We start from the raw sequence: 16,180 nt of genomic DNA on the forward strand, positions 1-16,180 counted from the left end.
ATCTTGCAGTTACTAATTTAAAGAAATAGCTTAAATGAGTAAATCCTTATCACCATTTACCAAAGCCCAATTACTTCCACAAGAGGAAACTTTAGAGATTACAAAGCAAAAAGGTGACCTTTTCATCGGCATCCCTAAAGAGACCCATTTTCAAGAAAAACGAGTTTGCCTAACACCAGATGCTGTTTCTGCATTAACTGCCAACGGTCACCGAGTGTTATTTGAGTCTGGTGCTGGTACTGGTTCAAATTTTAAGGATAAAGATTACAGTGAGGCTGGCGCAGAAGTTACTAAAGATACGGCGAAAGTTTACTCCTGCCCTATGATTCTTAAAGTTGAGCCTCCTTCATTGGATGAAATTTCGATGATAAATCCGCAGACCATTTTAATTTCTGCACTCCAGATTAAGACTCAAGACAAATCATATTTTGAAGCACTAGCCAAAAAACGTATTACTGCTTTAGCTTTTGAATATATTAAAGACGAAGATGGTGCCTATCCTGCTGTACGCTCATTGAGCGAAATTGCAGGTACTGCATCAATATTGATAGCATCAGAGCTTTTATCTAACGTAAATGGTGGCAATGGCTTAATGATGGGAAACATTAACGGTGTACCACCTACAGAAGTTGTAATTCTTGGTGCTGGTACGGTTGGTGAATTTGCAGCTAGATCGGCCATAGGATTGGGCGCTAGGGTAAAAGTTTTTGATAGCTCTATCACAAAGCTACGTTGTTTACAAAACAATTTGGGTCGTAACATCTATACATCCACCATGCAGCCAAAGAATATTCTCAAAGCTTTAAAACGTTGTGACGTGGCTATTGGTGCGGTTAGAGGCACCAACCGTTCTCCGATTGTAGTGACCGAAAGTATGGTGGCGCATATGAAATCTGGATCTGTAATAATTGATGTAAGTATCGATATGGGAGGTTGTTTTGAGACAAGCGAAGTAACAACTCATAACCACCCAACATTTGAACATAATGGTGTCATTCATTATGGTGTTCCTAATATACCGGCAAGATATTCCAGAACTGCCTCTGTATCCATAAGTAATATTTTCACTCCTTACCTTTTGGAAATCGCAGAATATGGCGGAATAGAAAATGCGCTTCGTTTTGATAGAGGATTAAAAAATGGATTGTATTTTTACCACGGAATTTTAACTAATAAATCCGTAGCAGAGTGGTTTGGTTTAAAATATAGTGACGTAAATCTTTTAATATTTTAACTCTGAACTGGTATCAGTAAATTTTCACTTTACAACTAAACTGAATTTTCTATGAAATTTATTCATCGATTAGGTTTTTACCTAGGTGGTTTTGCCATTGGCCTTATTATACTTATGTTTTTTTTAAATGGTAAAGATGCATCGTGCGATTACGGACCAAATGCCAGAACTGTAAAAAACATAACTTCCAAGCCAATTGCTTATTCCTCAAATGCTGAAGAATTTATCAATTTACAAAATTTGGACACGCTGACTATTAGTAATTTAGTGAAATATGGACGTGTCGATTTTTCAAAGAGCAATACAGAACCAGACACCTGCAAAGTATATCACATTGATAATACTTATAAGGATAGAGATTTAGAACTCTCCATTAAAAATTGTGATTCCCTAGCCACACTTTTGGATATAAAATACATCACAAACGAATAAATTGAAGTTTGTCCGATTAATTTCAAGAAATTGGATAGTTATGGGCATCTTTGAAATCCAAATCTTAATAATAAATATTAAAAATGAAAATATTAGTTACCGGAGCAGCTGGTTTTATTGGCTTTCACGTTTCTCAAGTTTTATTGGATAAAGGACATGAAGTCATTGGATTGGATAATATAAATGATTATTATGATGTTAATCTCAAGTATTCCAGACTAGAGGAATTGGGTATAAATCGAGACCAAGCTTCAAGGTTTAATGAAATTTGTAACAGTGAAAGTCATTCTAAGTTTTCATTTATAAGAATGAATCTAGAGGATCGTGAAGGCTTACCTAATCTATTCAAAAATCAAAATTTTGATATTGTATGTAATTTAGCGGCACAAGCCGGAGTTAGATACAGTTTAGAAAATCCTGAAACCTATATCGACTCTAATCTAGTAGGGTTTTTGAATATTTTGGAATGTTGTAGACATAATGACATAAAGCATTTGGTCTACGCAAGTAGTTCTAGTGTTTATGGTCTGAACAAAAAAATACCTTTTGCAACAGATGACAATGTAGATCATCCCATAAGTCTTTATGCAGCCACGAAAAAAAGCAATGAGCTTATGGCTCATACCTATAGCCACTTGTTTAAAACTCCTACAACAGGTTTACGATTTTTTACTGTTTACGGTCCTTGGGGAAGACCCGATATGGCTATGTTTCTTTTTGTTGATGCCATAGAAAACGATAGAACGATTAAAGTCTTTAACCATGGTAATATGGAAAGGGACTTTACTTATATAGATGATATTGTAGAAGGTGTAGTTAGAATAATAGAAAAGCCGACCAATGATCGTGTTGATGCAAAAGAACTTTATAAGGTATATAATATTGGAAATAATAATTCCGTGCGATTAATGGATTTTATTGAAGAAATAGAAACAAACCTTAATAAAACAGCCGAAAAAAATATGATGCCAATGCAGCCAGGTGATGTAGAACGGACCTGGGCAGATGTTGATGAATTAATTAAGGATTACGATTATAGACCAAACACTTCTATAAAAGAAGGAGTTAAATCTTTTATCGACTGGTTTAAAGCTTATTATAAATAATTCAAAAATCAAATTTTGCCCACAAAGGGCTTTTATCGTTAAAAAATGTAGTTGGCATAAAAATTTACCTTTATGTTAATATTTCGTACAAATTTGCAGTTGTATTAAAATTTTAACCCGAATCTAGTAAACTTAAAAATTATGAAAATCACTAAGATATGTTGTATTGGCGCTGGTTATGTTGGCGGACCTACAATGGCAGTTATCGCAAAGAAAAATCCACATATACAAGTTACAATTGTAGATATTAATGCTGAGCGCATTGCAGCTTGGAATGATAAAGATGTTTCCAAACTACCAATATATGAACCAGGTCTGGCTGAAATTGTTGAAGAAACAAGAGGTAAAAACTTGTTCTTTTCAACAGAAATAGACAAAAGCATTGATGAAGCCGAGATGGTATTTATTTCAGTGAACACTCCTACCAAAACCTACGGAAAAGGTAAAGGTATGGCCGCAGATTTAAAGTATGTAGAACTTTGCGCACGTAACATTGCAAAAGTAGCTACTACAGATAAGATTGTTGTAGAAAAATCTACCTTACCTGTAAGAACAGCTCAAGCCATAAAAAGTATTTTGCATAACACTGGAAGCGACGTGAATTTTAGCATTCTATCAAATCCTGAATTTTTAGCTGAAGGTACAGCCATACAAGATTTGTTGAATCCAGACCGTGTATTAATTGGTGGAGAGTCCGAAGAGGCAATAGAAAGCTTAGCTCAAGTTTATGGTAGTTGGGTTTCTGATGATAGAATTTTGAGAACCAACGTTTGGTCTTCCGAATTGTCTAAATTAACAGCTAATGCATTTTTAGCACAACGTATATCTTCGATAAATGCTATTTCAGAATTATGTGAGCATACAGAAGCAGACGTTAATGAAGTGGCCAAAGCTATTGGTATGGATTCAAGAATTGGTCCTAAGTTCTTAAATGCTTCAATTGGATTTGGCGGATCATGCTTTCAAAAAGATATACTTAACCTAGTTTATATCGCAAGAAGTTACGGGCTAAATGAAGTTGCAGATTACTGGGAACAGGTTATCATTCTTAATGACCACCAAAAAAGAAGATTCTCAGATAATTTAATTAGCACTTTATATAACACTGTTTCAGGAAAAAAAATTGCTATGTTAGGTTGGGCTTTTAAGAAAGACACCAATGATACTAGAGAGTCTGCTGCCATATATGTTGCAGATCATCTGTTAAATGAACAAGCTGAAATCGCAGTTTACGATCCTAAGGTAAACCAACAAAGAATACAGGCAGATTTGAACTATCTAAATACAAGAACCGAGAAAGAAAACGAAGAACTTGTGACAACTTTTGATGATCCTTATAAAGCAATTGAAGATGCGCATGCTATTGCCATAATGACAGAGTGGGACGAGTTTAAAACCTATGACTGGAAAAAAATATATGGTATAATGAAAAAACCTGCATTTATTTTTGATGGAAGAAACATCTTGGACAAAACCGAAATGGAAAACATTGGCTTTGAATATTCCTCTATCGGAAAATAGATTAAAAGTTTCTATAGACTAAACAGTTAAATTAAAACTGAAAAGGCGCTATCAAAAATTGATAGCGCCTTTTTTTAGTATAATTTCAGGTTTAAGTGTCCTCTTAATAACCTCTAATAATTAATTTTTTGATTTTCTCGCTTTCAGAACCGACCAACTTAATGTAATACATCCCGTTTTGGAGAATGCTCAAGTCAATTTGAGTAGTTAATACGTTGAGATTAGCATTTTCATTAATTATCTCGTTATGCATTACTAATTCACCTGTGAAATTATAGATATAATATTCTGATAACTCCTCTGGGTTTGAAATTTTTAAATTTACAAAATCATCTGCCGGATTAGGATACAGCATAAGATCAAAGTCAAGATCGTCCAATTCAGGGTCTGCATTTTCTATTCCACAATTATTATCAACTTCAACCCATACTGATGCTTCATCAAAATGAACTTCATTAAATACAGTTACTGTATATTCTGTTGTTTCTGATGGTTCTACTTCTATAGTTGCAGTGGTGTCACCGGTACTCCACAAATATTCATCTCCTCCAGTTGCAGTTAGAGCTACAGTTTCTTCAGGACAAATTGAAACGTTTTCCCCAGCATTAGCATCAACTGGTTCAAAAACATTGACCGTGACTCCTTTTTCTTCGTAGCAATCATTTATATAACCTTTAACCTCGTATGTTGTGGTTTGGGTTGGACTTACCGCTATATTTGGTTGTGTAGCGCCATTGTTCCATTCGTAATTATTGGCACCAGATGCCGATAATGTAACAAAATCACCATATAAAACATTCACACTATCACCGTTATCAATAATTACATTCGGCGTAGGACTAACTACAACTTCAACACTTACAGTATCCTCCTGACCCGAACTATTAGAAACTGTTACACTATATGTAGTTGTTTCGTTTGGGCTCACCTCGATTGAAGCAGTTGTTTCGCCAGTACTCCATAGATAGCTCGATCCGCCTGAGGCAGTAAGGGTGGCAAAATCCCCTTGACAAATCGATTGGTCACTACCTGCGCTCGCTTGGAGCGCTTCAATAAAAACCGTTATTTGGGAGGTATCTGTAAATCCACCGTCTAGTGAGGTAAATGTAATAATTACTGGAGTGTCAGACGCAGCAATTGCCGTTACCAATCCGTTACTGTTTACCGTTGCTATAGCAGTATCGCTAGAAGCCCACTCACCTGATTGGTTTGTAGTATTAGACGGAGTGAAATTTTTATTCAGTTGAAGAGTAAGACCTTCTGCCAAATCATAAGATTCGGGTGAGATGTTAACGCCCTCAGCTGCCACAGCTTCAGTATTATTATTGTCAACTTGATTTAAATACTCTTCCAACCAGGTATATCCGCTTGGTGCAATATCATCATGATCTTGACCGTTAGGCACATTTGTACTGAACCATACTTCTGGAATGTGGTCGTTACTTATATAAAAATCACTTGGTCTGGTATTCGAAATTGAAATTACCGGTAATTCAATGTTTCTTTCACTACTGTAAAATACATCCTGCTCGGCTATACCATTAACTTGAAATGTATCGTATTGGTCTCTATAAAAACCAACCGTTCCATCATCTTTAATATATTTTGAAGCTCCAACAAACTCCAAGACATCATCAAAAATTTCGTCCGAACCTAAAATTGGCAGTGGGCGACCTTGAATTGGCAGCTGATTGTCTATAAACCAATCTGGATTAGGAATTTCATCATCATCTCCTTGAAAAACACTCCATTGGTTGGAATGGTTATAGTCATTATTCCTAACGTCTTCTGAATAATAATTATCGTCTTGATAAATTTGAGGTGACATATTGTTATACCCCGTCCATGTTTTGTGCAAATTTGGATAGCTTCTTGTTCTACTTTGTCCACCACTCTGATAATGGTTACCTATATGGTTTAACTTGTAATTATAAGGATCAAATCGCATTAGTCGGGATTTCCAATTGTGTGCTACATTGTTTATAACATCAAAATTACCAGATCCGCCAAATTTACCAGGCACTCTCCAACTGACACTATAAAATGCATTTCTCAAAACTGAAACACTTCCATATGGTAAAGATGTTGCACCTTGTGCAAAATCACTATTACCTATTATTAATCCATTTTTGGAATTTCCCATTAAACAATTCTGAATGGTATGATCTGTCGCTGATGCACCTTCCCCATTTGCTGTAACTGAAAAAACTATATCACCTGTATGAGAACCTGACAAATGATCTAATATATAATTATCTGCTAAACTAAGACTTAAACATCCATCGTAGCTTGCGGTTTCTCTGAACTTTAAATATCTAATAATAACTTGACCGATTGCAACAATTTTAATTTTCCCACCTGTAATAGTAATACCACCTTCTGGTGCGGTTTGCCCCGCTATAGTAATTCCGTCTGCATAACCACCTTCATCACCAGGTCCATTACTAATATACATGTCAGATTGTAGGTCAATAATACCACTCACATCAAAAACAATCGTTCTAGGAACACCTTTATTTTCCGCGCCTTTTAAGGCCCATCGCAAGGTGCCTACATAATTGGGATCATTCTGATCCAAAATATCAAGTAAGCTTGTAACATGAACCACCTTTCCTCCTCGCCCACCTGTAGTGTAAGCTCCTGCTCCGTAAGCAGACGGAAAAGCTAATTGCTGCGCATTGAGAAAGCTATTAAAGCTAGTTATGAATAAAACAATAAAAAAAAGGCTCAGGTTATTTCTGAGATTTGGTGCAATAAGTAGGGTTTTCAAAATAATTTTATTTTTAGTATTAATTTGGGGTATGTGCAATTAAAGAAATAATCAAATATAAACAGTCTAAATACTTTATTATTCGATAAAGCGTATCTTTTTTGTAAGAATTTTAGTTATAAAATTTATTAAATCGTCGTACTGCATTTATTTACGACTAAAAACCATTTTTGGATCATAAAAATTTATTTTTAACATTACAGAGAAATTGCCTACTTAATTCACACAAACAAGAATCATATTCAAGTTATACTTAATTACTAAAGAATGAAAAACCTACTATTTTTAAACTTTATGGAATTGAAACGATTTACCTAGCATTTTGTCCTATTATTTGTTTAGTTCAGTCGTTAATTTCTATTAATTACATTTATTATTCACATATTTGCTCTCTTAATTTTTACAATTTAAATTTTGAAATAATTTTAGAAATTTTTAATTATTAAAAATATGATTTTCTAACATAAAGTTCTAAGCTTTGACCTAATCTATATTTACAAAAACTTAACCAAATCATGTCTAGAGTTTCCAAATCATTAAAAAATGCTAAAGTCGGTGTGTTTTTCTTCATCGTCTCCATTTTTGTACAGTTTTTCACTAGGAAGTTATTCTTAGACAATTTAGGTAATGAGTTCATCGGGCTTGAGACAACTCTAAGAAGTATATTAAGTTTTCTTAATCTGGCTGAACTAGGAATAGGTACTGCTATTGGTTTTACGCTTTACAAACCAATTTTTGATAAAAATTACCTTGAAATTAACAAAATAATTGCGCTATTGGGTATTCTCTATAGAAAGATAGGATATGCCATTTTTGGTGTGGGTTTTATAATTTCTCTATTTTTTCCTATGATGTTTGATGATACATCATTTCAGTTGGTACTGGTATACTTTGTTTTTTATGCTCTATTGTTTTCTACATTATTAAGTTATTTCGTTAACTATCATATCAGTTTATTAGGCGCAGATCAAAAAGGATATATTGTTCAGCAATACTTCCAAACTTTTACCATTATAAGAGTTGTATTACAAGCTTTGGTGGCAGTTTATTTAAAGGATTTCTATATCTATATCACACTAGAATTGGTGTTTAGTATTTTATACAGCATTGTAGTGAGATATAAAATAAAAAAAGAATATCCATGGCTAAAAATCAACTCTTCACAAAAAGCAGAGATAATTAGAGAATACCCAACGATAATTAAAAAAATAAAACAAGTCTTTTTTCACAAAATGAGTTCATTTGTGAAAAATGGTACAGATAATCTTCTCATTGCATTCTTAATTAGCATAGAAAGCGTTGCATTCTTTGGTAATTACCAACTCATTTTTACCAAATTAGGAGGTTTGGTTAAAATGGCGTTTGCAGGAACTGGTTCGGCAGTCGGTAATCTCATAGCTGAAAATGATCAAAAAAACATCAAAAAAGTATTTTGGGAATTAGTGGCCATTCAATTTTTTATCGCAGGATTTTTTAGCATTATAATATATAATGTTATGGACTCTTTTATTTTACTATGGTTAGAAAAAGAAGAATATGTACTTTCAAATACCATTTTATTATTAATGATTGCCAACTTTTTTATGTATCAGATAAGCTCACCCATTGAGCGATTCAAAAATGCCTATGGTTTATATTCCGATACTTGGGCTGCAGTTGCAGAAGCTTTAATTAATCTAGGAATTTCATTTTTCTTTGGGAGAATTTATGGCATCGCTGGTATTATGCTCGGTACATTAGTGAGTATGTTATTGATCATGGTGATCTGGAAGCCTTATTTTTTGTATAAAAATGGCTTTAAAAAAAATGTCTGGTTATATTGGAGAGGTTTGTTGCCAATAATTTTGGTGTTTTGCGCTTCAGCTCTAATTGTAAACTATCTGATAGACTTTTTTGTTTATGACGAACAAAATTCTAGCTTTATCAATTGGGTGATGTATGCCACCAAAACAACGGTATCAGTTATTATTATTTATGGTTCGTTAATGTTTATTTTTATACCTGGATTTAAAATTTTCTGTCTAAGAATTAAAAATTTAATATTTAAAAAACTAATAAAAAAACCTTAATCAACTTCAAAGTGAAAGACAAAAAAAATAAAATAGGTTTTGTAATAGGTGCTCTGTCCTCAGGAGGTGCCGAACGAGTGATATCCACCTTAAGTAATGAGTTGATAGAACATTTTGATGTTGTTATTATTACTTTTTTAACAGCCGAACCCTTTTATCCTCTTGATGAAAGGGTTGAAGTGATACCATGCACTAGTGGTAACAAAAAACCATCCTCAGGATTACAGTCTTTACAACTCAATTATAGCCTTGTGAAAAAAGTGTCGAATATTGTCAAAATAGAAAAGATTGACTTACTTATAGGTTTCATTACATCTGCAAATATTATTGCTGTAATTGCAGCAAAACTCAACGGTATACCTAGTATAATTAGTGAAAGAAATAATCCGCAGGTAGAAAATGTTCCAAAATTTTGGGTTTTCTTAAGAAAACATTTTTATCATAGAGCTGATCGTCTTGTATTACAGACCCAAGGCGTAAAAAACATTTATAAAGAAAGTGTAAATGCTGAAAAACTGCTTATTCTTCCCAATCCAATTTCATCTGATTTATCAAATAAAAGAGATATCAGTGTTAAAAAGGACAAATTGATTTTGACCGTTGGCCGTTTGATAAAAAATAAATGTCACGATGATTTAATAAATGCCTTCAAAACTATAAATCCCCAAGGATGGAAACTTGTAATCATTGGTACCGGAAGTGAAAAGAAAAAACTCAACCAACTCATTATTGACCTCGACCTATCGGATAGGGTTACTATTATGTCCAAGGTCAAAGATATCCATAACTATTATAATAAAGCATCAATTTTTGTGTTCACCTCCAAAACCGAAGGTTTCCCGAATGCGCTTTTAGAGGCCATGCATTTTGGACTTCCAGCAATTTCTAGTGATTGTAATTTTGGGCCTTCTGACTTAATAGTTGATGGAGAGAATGGATTTTTAATCAAGGTCAACGACAAGAATGATTTAGTTGAAAAACTAATGATTCTGTTAAAAGACAAACAATTACAACAGCAATTTTCCGAAAACGCAAAAAAAACCACTGAAGATTATGTAAGCGAGAAAGTAGTGTTGAAATGGCGAAATTTAATAAATTCACTTCTTAAATAATGGTAGCGTTATGATGAAAATTTTGAGATACATCTGCTTAGCATTAATCATGCTCAACCTACCAGCAACAGCTCTTGTTGCCTTTGGAGGAACTGCTGGGAGTGTACTTAGTTATCTTACAATATTGCTTTTGGCATTTTATTATTTTTTGGAGAAGAAAACAGAACCCAATTGGTGGTTGCTTGCCATAGCTATATTGTACTTCACCATTTCTAGTTTGCAGTATTCTGGTTCTTTTACTTTTTATGGGCTAGATTTTATAAAATATCTCATATTCGTAATCTGTGGATATGAACTAGCCAAAAGAGTAACTGCAAACGAACTTTATGTTTTCTTATTTATTGGGGCGTTAAGCATAGGTTTAGAGGCACTACTTTTAACAAATGATTTTGGAAGGTATTCTGGGTTTTATCTTAACCCAAATGTTGCCGGTTTTATTTGTATTTATGGCTATTCGTTTATTTACGGTCTTAAGAGTACTACTTTAAAACTCATTGGGCAATTTCTTTTTACACTAATGGGACTCCTTACATTTTCGAGAACTTTTATAGTCATATGGATTTTAATTAATCTTATTTCTCTAAAGATAAGTGTTAAGAATATAAGGATATTCGGAATAGGTTTTTTGATATTCAGTACACTATTAGTAATAGATGAAACCGTAGGTCTCAACAATCCGCGTTTTGAACAATTAAAAAACATTGTAAATAATGAGAATGTATCGACACAGGAAATCAGCGAAGACTCAAGGACAGCCACTTGGGCTAAGTTTTATGACCAAGTCTTGGAATCTCCATTTTTTGGGAATGGTTACGGCACATTTTCTGGAAAATTAGGGGTACTAGGTGCCCATAACACCTATCTGATGATTCTTGGCGAGGCTGGCATCATTCCGTTTGCCTTATTTCTTGGATATATTGGTTTTCTGTTTTATTGGAGTTATCATTTCTTTAAACAGTCTCCAAACTTAATAATGCAGACTATTTCTCTGTCCGTATTCTTATTGGCTAACCATAATTTCTTTACTTTTTATTACATGTCTTTCTCAGCCATATGGATCCAATACCAAATTATCAAATTAAAAAAAGAAACCGCAAATGAAACTAAATATCTAAAATATGATAGCGTCTAAAGCAGAATACAAAACATATTTGGAAAAGGATAAAATCGCCCTTAAAATCAATACAGATTCTTTTATGGCGAAACTCATCAATAAATTGTTTCCAAATCCAATTTGGAAATTTCAAAAGACCATGCGCCAACTAGAATATTATACTAATTGTAAAAGTGGTGCATTAAACAAAGTTTATTTCTTTTATCTAAAGTATAAGTTTAGAAAAATATCCCTAAAACTTGGATTCTCTATACCCATAAATGTTTTTGGACCTGGCTTATCAATTGTGCATTACGGTACCATCGTGATCAACAGAAATTCAAAAATAGGAGCGAATTGTAGAATGCACGCATGTGTAAACATTGGCGCTTCTGGAGGTGAAAGAGAAGCACCACAAATTGGAGACAATGTTTATATCGCACCAGGAGCCAAAATTTATGGCAATATATCCATAGCCAATAATACAGCAATAGGTGCCAACGCAGTGGTGAATAAATCTTTTACTGAAGAACACACTGCAATAGCAGGTGTGCCTGCAAAAGTGATAGGAACTGTTGATATTAACAAAATAATTAAGCACATCTAACGTAATATGAGCACAGATTTACGAAAAAGAGATTTTAGAAAACGATTGTCCAATGTCTACAGAAAATCAGATTTAGGTTACTATTTGGTACGCCCTTTTTATTTAATCTATGAATTTATATTAAAAATGATTCCTGATGAGGCTGTTGTAAGATCAAGCTTTAAAAAACATATGGGTTATTCTTTGGACCTAGAGAATCCAACGACCTTAAACGAAAAAATCAATTGGCTAAAACTGTACCATAGAAAAAAAATACATACAACAATAGCAGATAAATTTAAAGTAAGAGCTTATATAAAGGAAAAAATTGGCGAGCAATATTTAATACCGTTGCTTTACGAGACTAAAAACCCAGACGATATCCGTCCGGAAAACCTACCAGACATTAACCATATTATTAAGTGTAATCATGACAGTACTGGTGGTGTGATCGTAATAGATAAATCCAATATAGATTGGAAACGAACCAGAAGACGCTTTAGAAGACTATTAAAACTAAATCACTATGTCAAAACCCGTGAATGGCAATACAAAAATATAGAACCCAGAATTATAGTCGAGAAATTAATAACCAATGCAGATGGTAGCATACCAGACGATTATAAAATTCATTGTTTTCACGGTAAAGTTGTATTTTTTGGCGTAGACGTCGATAGGCACCTAGAAACAAGAGGACGTAATCTTTACGATACCAATTGGAATCTGCTACCTTGTAACTGGGGAAGGCCCAATGGAAGGGATTTACCAAAACCAGAAAATTTAGATGAAATGATAACCCTTGCAGAAAAATTAGCAAAAGACTTTATTTATCTGCGTGTAGATTTTTATTCCGTTGAAGGTAGAACCTATTTTGGAGAATTGACCTTGCATCAATCATCTGGTTTTAGAAAATTCTGGCAAAAAGAATGCGACGAAAAATTCGGTAAGCTTTTAAATCTCAAATCAATTAAAAAACCCTGACAAACTTTATTGTTATCGAAATATTAAAGTTTAAATAACATTGCCCCTTTAACTTTATTCTAATTTCGAATTTAAAAAACAATAAATAACTACCTACAATGAAAACCTTAAGGAACACTATTACCAAAGTTACAAAACAATCAGAATTGGGTTATTATCTTTTGAGGCCAGTATATATGGCCTATGACTTCTCTCTTAGGTTAATACCTGACGAAGTAATAGTTAAAAACAGCTTTAAAAAACATATGGGTTATAAGTTAGACCTTAACAACCCAAAAACCTTAAATGAAAAGATAAACTGGCTCAAACTCTACGAGCGAAAAGAACACCATACAATCATTGCAGATAAGTATGCTGTAAGAGAATATATTAAAGAGAAAATTGGCGAGCAATATCTGGTTCCTCTTTATTTTCACACTAAAAACCATAAAGAACTTCGATCAAAAAATTTACCAGATAAAAATTTTATTATAAAAACCAACCACGATAGTTCTGGCGGAGTAATAGTAACGGACAAATCTGAGATTAAATGGAAAAAAGTACGAAAAAGATTCAAAAGGCTTTTAAAGGAAAATCACTATTTTCGCACACGTGAATGGCAATATAAAAACATAAAGCCTAGAATTATAGTAGAAAAACTATTGACTAACAAAGACGGTAGTATTCCAAATGATTTTAAATTTCACTGCTTCAACGGGAAATTAGCTTTTGTTATGGTAGATCTCAATAGGCATATTGGTAAAAGAACTAGAAACCTTTACGACAAGGATTGGAACTTATTACCGTGCGAATGGGGAAGACCAAACGACAGAGACATGGAAAAACCTTCTAATCTCGAAGAAATGATTAAATTGTCCGAAATTTTAGCCAAAGATTTTCCATATTTAAGAGTGGATTTTTATTCTGTTAAGGGAAAAACCTATTTTGGTGAATTAACCCTGCACCACGCATCCGGTTTTCAAAAATTTACACAAGAAGAATATGATTATAAATTTGGAAAAGAATTAAAACTGGATATTCATAATGAGTAATAAAATAAAAGTCTTTTTTGTTATACCAACACTTTTTGCTGGAGGTGCTGAGCGCGTTATGTCATTTGTATCACAAAATTTGGACAAAGAGAAATTCGATGTAACTCTTGTTGTCATTGGTTTTGAGAAAGATAGCAGATATGCAATTTCTGGTATAACAGTGAGATACTTAAATAAAGATAGAGTACTTCATTCTGTTTTTACATTAGCTAAAATATTTAGAAAACAAAAACCTCAAATTGTAATAAGTGCTATATCTCATCTTAATGTAGTGATGGGTTTTATGTCCGTATTTTTTCCAAAGATTAAATTTATTGGGAGACATACAATTGTTAGAATTCAGGACAAAGAGTTTAAAGCCAAATACAAAAAAAACACATTTAAGAAAAGAATTAAACAACCCCTTGGAAAAGGTTATAAACTACTGGATATTATCCTTTGTCAATCCATGGACATGTTCGTTGATATGAGAGACGAATCTCATATACCTGAACATAAACTCAGAATTATAAATAATCCAATTACCGATAATTTTGATATTAAGTTAAGAGATTCTAATAATGGAGAAATAACTAAACTTATAACAGTTGCAAGAATATCTAAAAACAAGGGGCATAAAAGAATTTTGAACGCATTATCCAAAGTGGATTTTCCTTACCAATATACTATTATCGGAAAGGGTGTTGAAAAAGACAATGTATTCGATCAAATAAAAAAATTGGGTATTGAAGGGAGAATAAAATATATTCCATTTACCACAGAAGTTCCTAAACATCTAGCTAGTAGTGATTTTTATCTTATGGGCTCTTATTCAGAAGGATTACCCAACAGTTTAATTGAGAGTTGCTCGGTTGGTACACCTGTATTAGCTTACAGAGCACCAGGAGGATTAAATGAAGTAATTGAGCCAGGAATTAATGGATATTTAGTTGATAGTGAGGAAGAATTTATTGAAAAGCTAAATGAATCAGTAAAAAAAGAATGGAGCCCTGAGATAATTAGGAATTCAGTATATAAAAAATTCAACAAAAAGAAAATTATAAGCGATTACGAACATCTTTTTTTTGATGTCCTAAATAAGTAGATTGAGTACCTCAAAACCAAACATAAGTATACTCTGTACATCGCTTGCCAGTGGTGGCGCAGAAAAAGTTATAAGCCTGTTGCTAAAAGAACTTAAAAATGATTTCAATGTTTTTTTAGTGCTCTTTTATGATGATATCCACTTCCCTATTCCTGATGAAGTGAATGTTATTTTTCTTAACAATAAAAAATCAAATTCATCTTTTTTCCAAAGAGCAATTGATCCTTTGTTGTTTCTGAAGCGCTATCGTAAACTGATTAAAAAAGAAAAGATTGAAATTTCAGTATCCTTTTTAGCATTTCCGAATCTTATAAACGGAATTGTCGCAATGTTTAACAATAATATTAAGACTATTATTAGTGAGCGTGGTTTTCCTTCGGATAACACATCCAGTAAATCGTCGTTCTATATTTCAAAGGTCTTCTACCCTATTCTTTATAATAAATGTGATAAATTGTTTTCAAATTCGGTTCATATCAATCAAGATTTAAAAGAAAATTTTGGAGTTAAAATTCCGATGGAAGTAATTTACAACCCTATTGAAATACCAGAAAAAACAATAGTTCCAGAAAATTTAAACCAACCAACCAAACCCTTAAAACTTATAACCGCAGGAACGCTCAACAAGCGTAAAAACCAGATTATGGTAATTAGAGCCTTAAAAGAAAGTAACCTAAATTATTTATTTACCATATTGGGTGGTGGCGAACTTGAAAACTATTTATCACAAGAAATAGTGAATCACAAATTAGAAGAAAGCGTTATATTAAAAGGAAGAGTAAAAAATGTGAACGAGCACCTTTTAGATAACGATTGCTTTGTACTTTCGTCTTTTACCGAAGGTTTTCCAAATGCATTGTTGGAAGCGATGGCTATTGGTCTGCCATCCGTTTCAACCAATTGTTTATCTGGCCCTTTGGAGCTTTTGAACAAAAATGAAGAGATTAGTCTGAAAAATGGTGAATTTTACATCGGCAAATACGGATTGCTCGTTAATAACGATGACCACGTTGGGCTGAGCAAAGCACTCGATTATTTTAACAATAATCCTGAAGAACGCCAAAAATACAGTGCATTGAGTTTGCTGCGCGCAAAAGAATACCATTTGGATACCATTTATTCAAAATTTAAAACGTTTATTACAACATAATTAGCTTAGAA

At 33.2% G+C, this 16,180-nt stretch carries 13 protein-coding genes; 12 read left to right on the plus strand and 1 reads right to left on the minus strand.

All coding sequences use genetic code 11. From position 1 onward, the window contains the following. The first annotated feature begins 34 nt into the window (after positions 1-34). The 4 genes from HM983_RS08840 to HM983_RS08855 all read left to right on the plus strand — a co-directional run bounded on the left by HM983_RS08840 (position 35) and on the right by HM983_RS08855 (position 4,293). Positions 35-1,234, plus strand: a complete 1,200-nt coding sequence (locus HM983_RS08840) for an alanine dehydrogenase (protein WP_179345053.1) — start codon at positions 35-37, stop codon at positions 1,232-1,234. Positions 1,235-1,285: 51 nt separating this feature from the next. After that, positions 1,286-1,666 carry a hypothetical protein gene (locus HM983_RS08845; RefSeq protein ID WP_179345054.1) on the plus strand — a complete coding sequence of 127 codons (381 nt, stop codon included), beginning with the start codon at positions 1,286-1,288 and terminating at the stop codon, positions 1,664-1,666. Positions 1,667-1,749: 83 nt separating this feature from the next. After that, the gene (locus HM983_RS08850) at positions 1,750-2,772 is read left to right on the plus strand and encodes an NAD-dependent epimerase (protein WP_179345055.1); all 1,023 of its coding nucleotides are present in this window, start codon (positions 1,750-1,752) and stop codon (positions 2,770-2,772) included. Positions 2,773-2,913: 141 nt separating this feature from the next. Further along, positions 2,914-4,293, plus strand: coding sequence for a nucleotide sugar dehydrogenase (locus HM983_RS08855; RefSeq protein ID WP_179345056.1), 1,380 nt, complete (start codon positions 2,914-2,916; stop codon positions 4,291-4,293). Positions 4,294-4,396: 103 nt separating this feature from the next. Here the strand turns inward: HM983_RS08855 and HM983_RS08860 are convergent, their stop codons facing one another. Then, positions 4,397-7,063: an Ig-like domain-containing protein gene (locus tag HM983_RS08860; RefSeq protein ID WP_179345057.1), complete on the minus strand. Its 2,667-nt coding sequence runs from the start codon at positions 7,061-7,063 to the stop codon at positions 4,397-4,399. 515 nt (positions 7,064-7,578) lie between these two features. On the opposite strand from HM983_RS08860, the gene HM983_RS08865 reads away from it, so the two are divergent. From HM983_RS08865 to HM983_RS08900, 8 genes are all read left to right on the plus strand, one after another. Further along, the gene (locus HM983_RS08865) at positions 7,579-9,132 is read left to right on the plus strand and encodes a lipopolysaccharide biosynthesis protein (RefSeq protein WP_179345058.1); all 1,554 of its coding nucleotides are present in this window, start codon (positions 7,579-7,581) and stop codon (positions 9,130-9,132) included. A gap of 11 nt (positions 9,133-9,143) precedes the next feature. Then, positions 9,144-10,244, plus strand: coding sequence for a glycosyltransferase family 4 protein (locus HM983_RS08870; protein WP_179345059.1), 1,101 nt, complete (start codon positions 9,144-9,146; stop codon positions 10,242-10,244). A 10-nt stretch (positions 10,245-10,254) separates the two neighbouring features. Then, positions 10,255-11,376 (plus strand): O-antigen ligase family protein, encoded by a 1,122-nt coding sequence (locus HM983_RS08875; protein ID WP_179345060.1) that lies wholly within the window; start codon positions 10,255-10,257, stop codon positions 11,374-11,376. Beyond that, entirely contained in the window at positions 11,363-11,944 is a 582-nt protein-coding gene (locus HM983_RS08880) for a serine O-acetyltransferase (RefSeq protein ID WP_179345061.1), read from the plus strand. The genes HM983_RS08875 and HM983_RS08880 overlap by 14 nt, the downstream gene beginning before the upstream one ends. A 6-nt stretch (positions 11,945-11,950) precedes the next feature. After that, on the plus strand, positions 11,951-12,904 hold the full coding sequence (locus tag HM983_RS08885) for an ATP-grasp fold amidoligase family protein (protein WP_179345062.1): 954 nt from the start codon (positions 11,951-11,953) through the stop codon (positions 12,902-12,904). A 98-nt stretch (positions 12,905-13,002) separates the two neighbouring features. Continuing rightward, complete coding sequence (locus HM983_RS08890) at positions 13,003-13,935, plus strand: ATP-grasp fold amidoligase family protein (RefSeq protein WP_179345063.1); 933 nt, start codon at positions 13,003-13,005, stop codon at positions 13,933-13,935. After that, on the plus strand, positions 13,928-15,019 hold the full coding sequence (locus tag HM983_RS08895) for a glycosyltransferase (protein ID WP_179345064.1): 1,092 nt from the start codon (positions 13,928-13,930) through the stop codon (positions 15,017-15,019). Before HM983_RS08890 ends, HM983_RS08895 begins: the two co-directional genes overlap by 8 nt. Position 15,020: 1 nt before the next feature. Then, on the plus strand, positions 15,021-16,169 hold the full coding sequence (locus HM983_RS08900) for a glycosyltransferase (RefSeq protein ID WP_179345065.1): 1,149 nt from the start codon (positions 15,021-15,023) through the stop codon (positions 16,167-16,169). Positions 16,170-16,180 lie beyond the last annotated feature (11 nt).

Origin of the sequence: Winogradskyella ursingii (genome assembly GCF_013403975.1) — a bacterium.
GTDB classification, from domain to species: domain Bacteria; phylum Bacteroidota; class Bacteroidia; order Flavobacteriales; family Flavobacteriaceae; genus Winogradskyella; species Winogradskyella ursingii.

Coding starts and splice junctions, on each gene's coding strand:
- HM983_RS08840 (WP_179345053.1), top strand. CDS start 35: ATGAGTAAATCCTTATCACCATTTACCAAAGCCCAATTACTTCCACAA.
- HM983_RS08845 (WP_179345054.1), top strand. CDS start 1,286: ATGAAATTTATTCATCGATTAGGTTTTTACCTAGGTGGTTTTGCCATT.
- HM983_RS08850 (WP_179345055.1), top strand. CDS start 1,750: ATGAAAATATTAGTTACCGGAGCAGCTGGTTTTATTGGCTTTCACGTT.
- HM983_RS08855 (WP_179345056.1), top strand. CDS start 2,914: ATGAAAATCACTAAGATATGTTGTATTGGCGCTGGTTATGTTGGCGGA.
- HM983_RS08865 (WP_179345058.1), top strand. CDS start 7,579: ATGTCTAGAGTTTCCAAATCATTAAAAAATGCTAAAGTCGGTGTGTTT.
- HM983_RS08875 (WP_179345060.1), top strand. CDS start 10,255: ATGATGAAAATTTTGAGATACATCTGCTTAGCATTAATCATGCTCAAC.
- HM983_RS08880 (WP_179345061.1), top strand. CDS start 11,363: ATGATAGCGTCTAAAGCAGAATACAAAACATATTTGGAAAAGGATAAA.
- HM983_RS08885 (WP_179345062.1), top strand. CDS start 11,951: ATGAGCACAGATTTACGAAAAAGAGATTTTAGAAAACGATTGTCCAAT.
- HM983_RS08890 (WP_179345063.1), top strand. CDS start 13,003: ATGAAAACCTTAAGGAACACTATTACCAAAGTTACAAAACAATCAGAA.
- HM983_RS08895 (WP_179345064.1), top strand. CDS start 13,928: ATGAGTAATAAAATAAAAGTCTTTTTTGTTATACCAACACTTTTTGCT.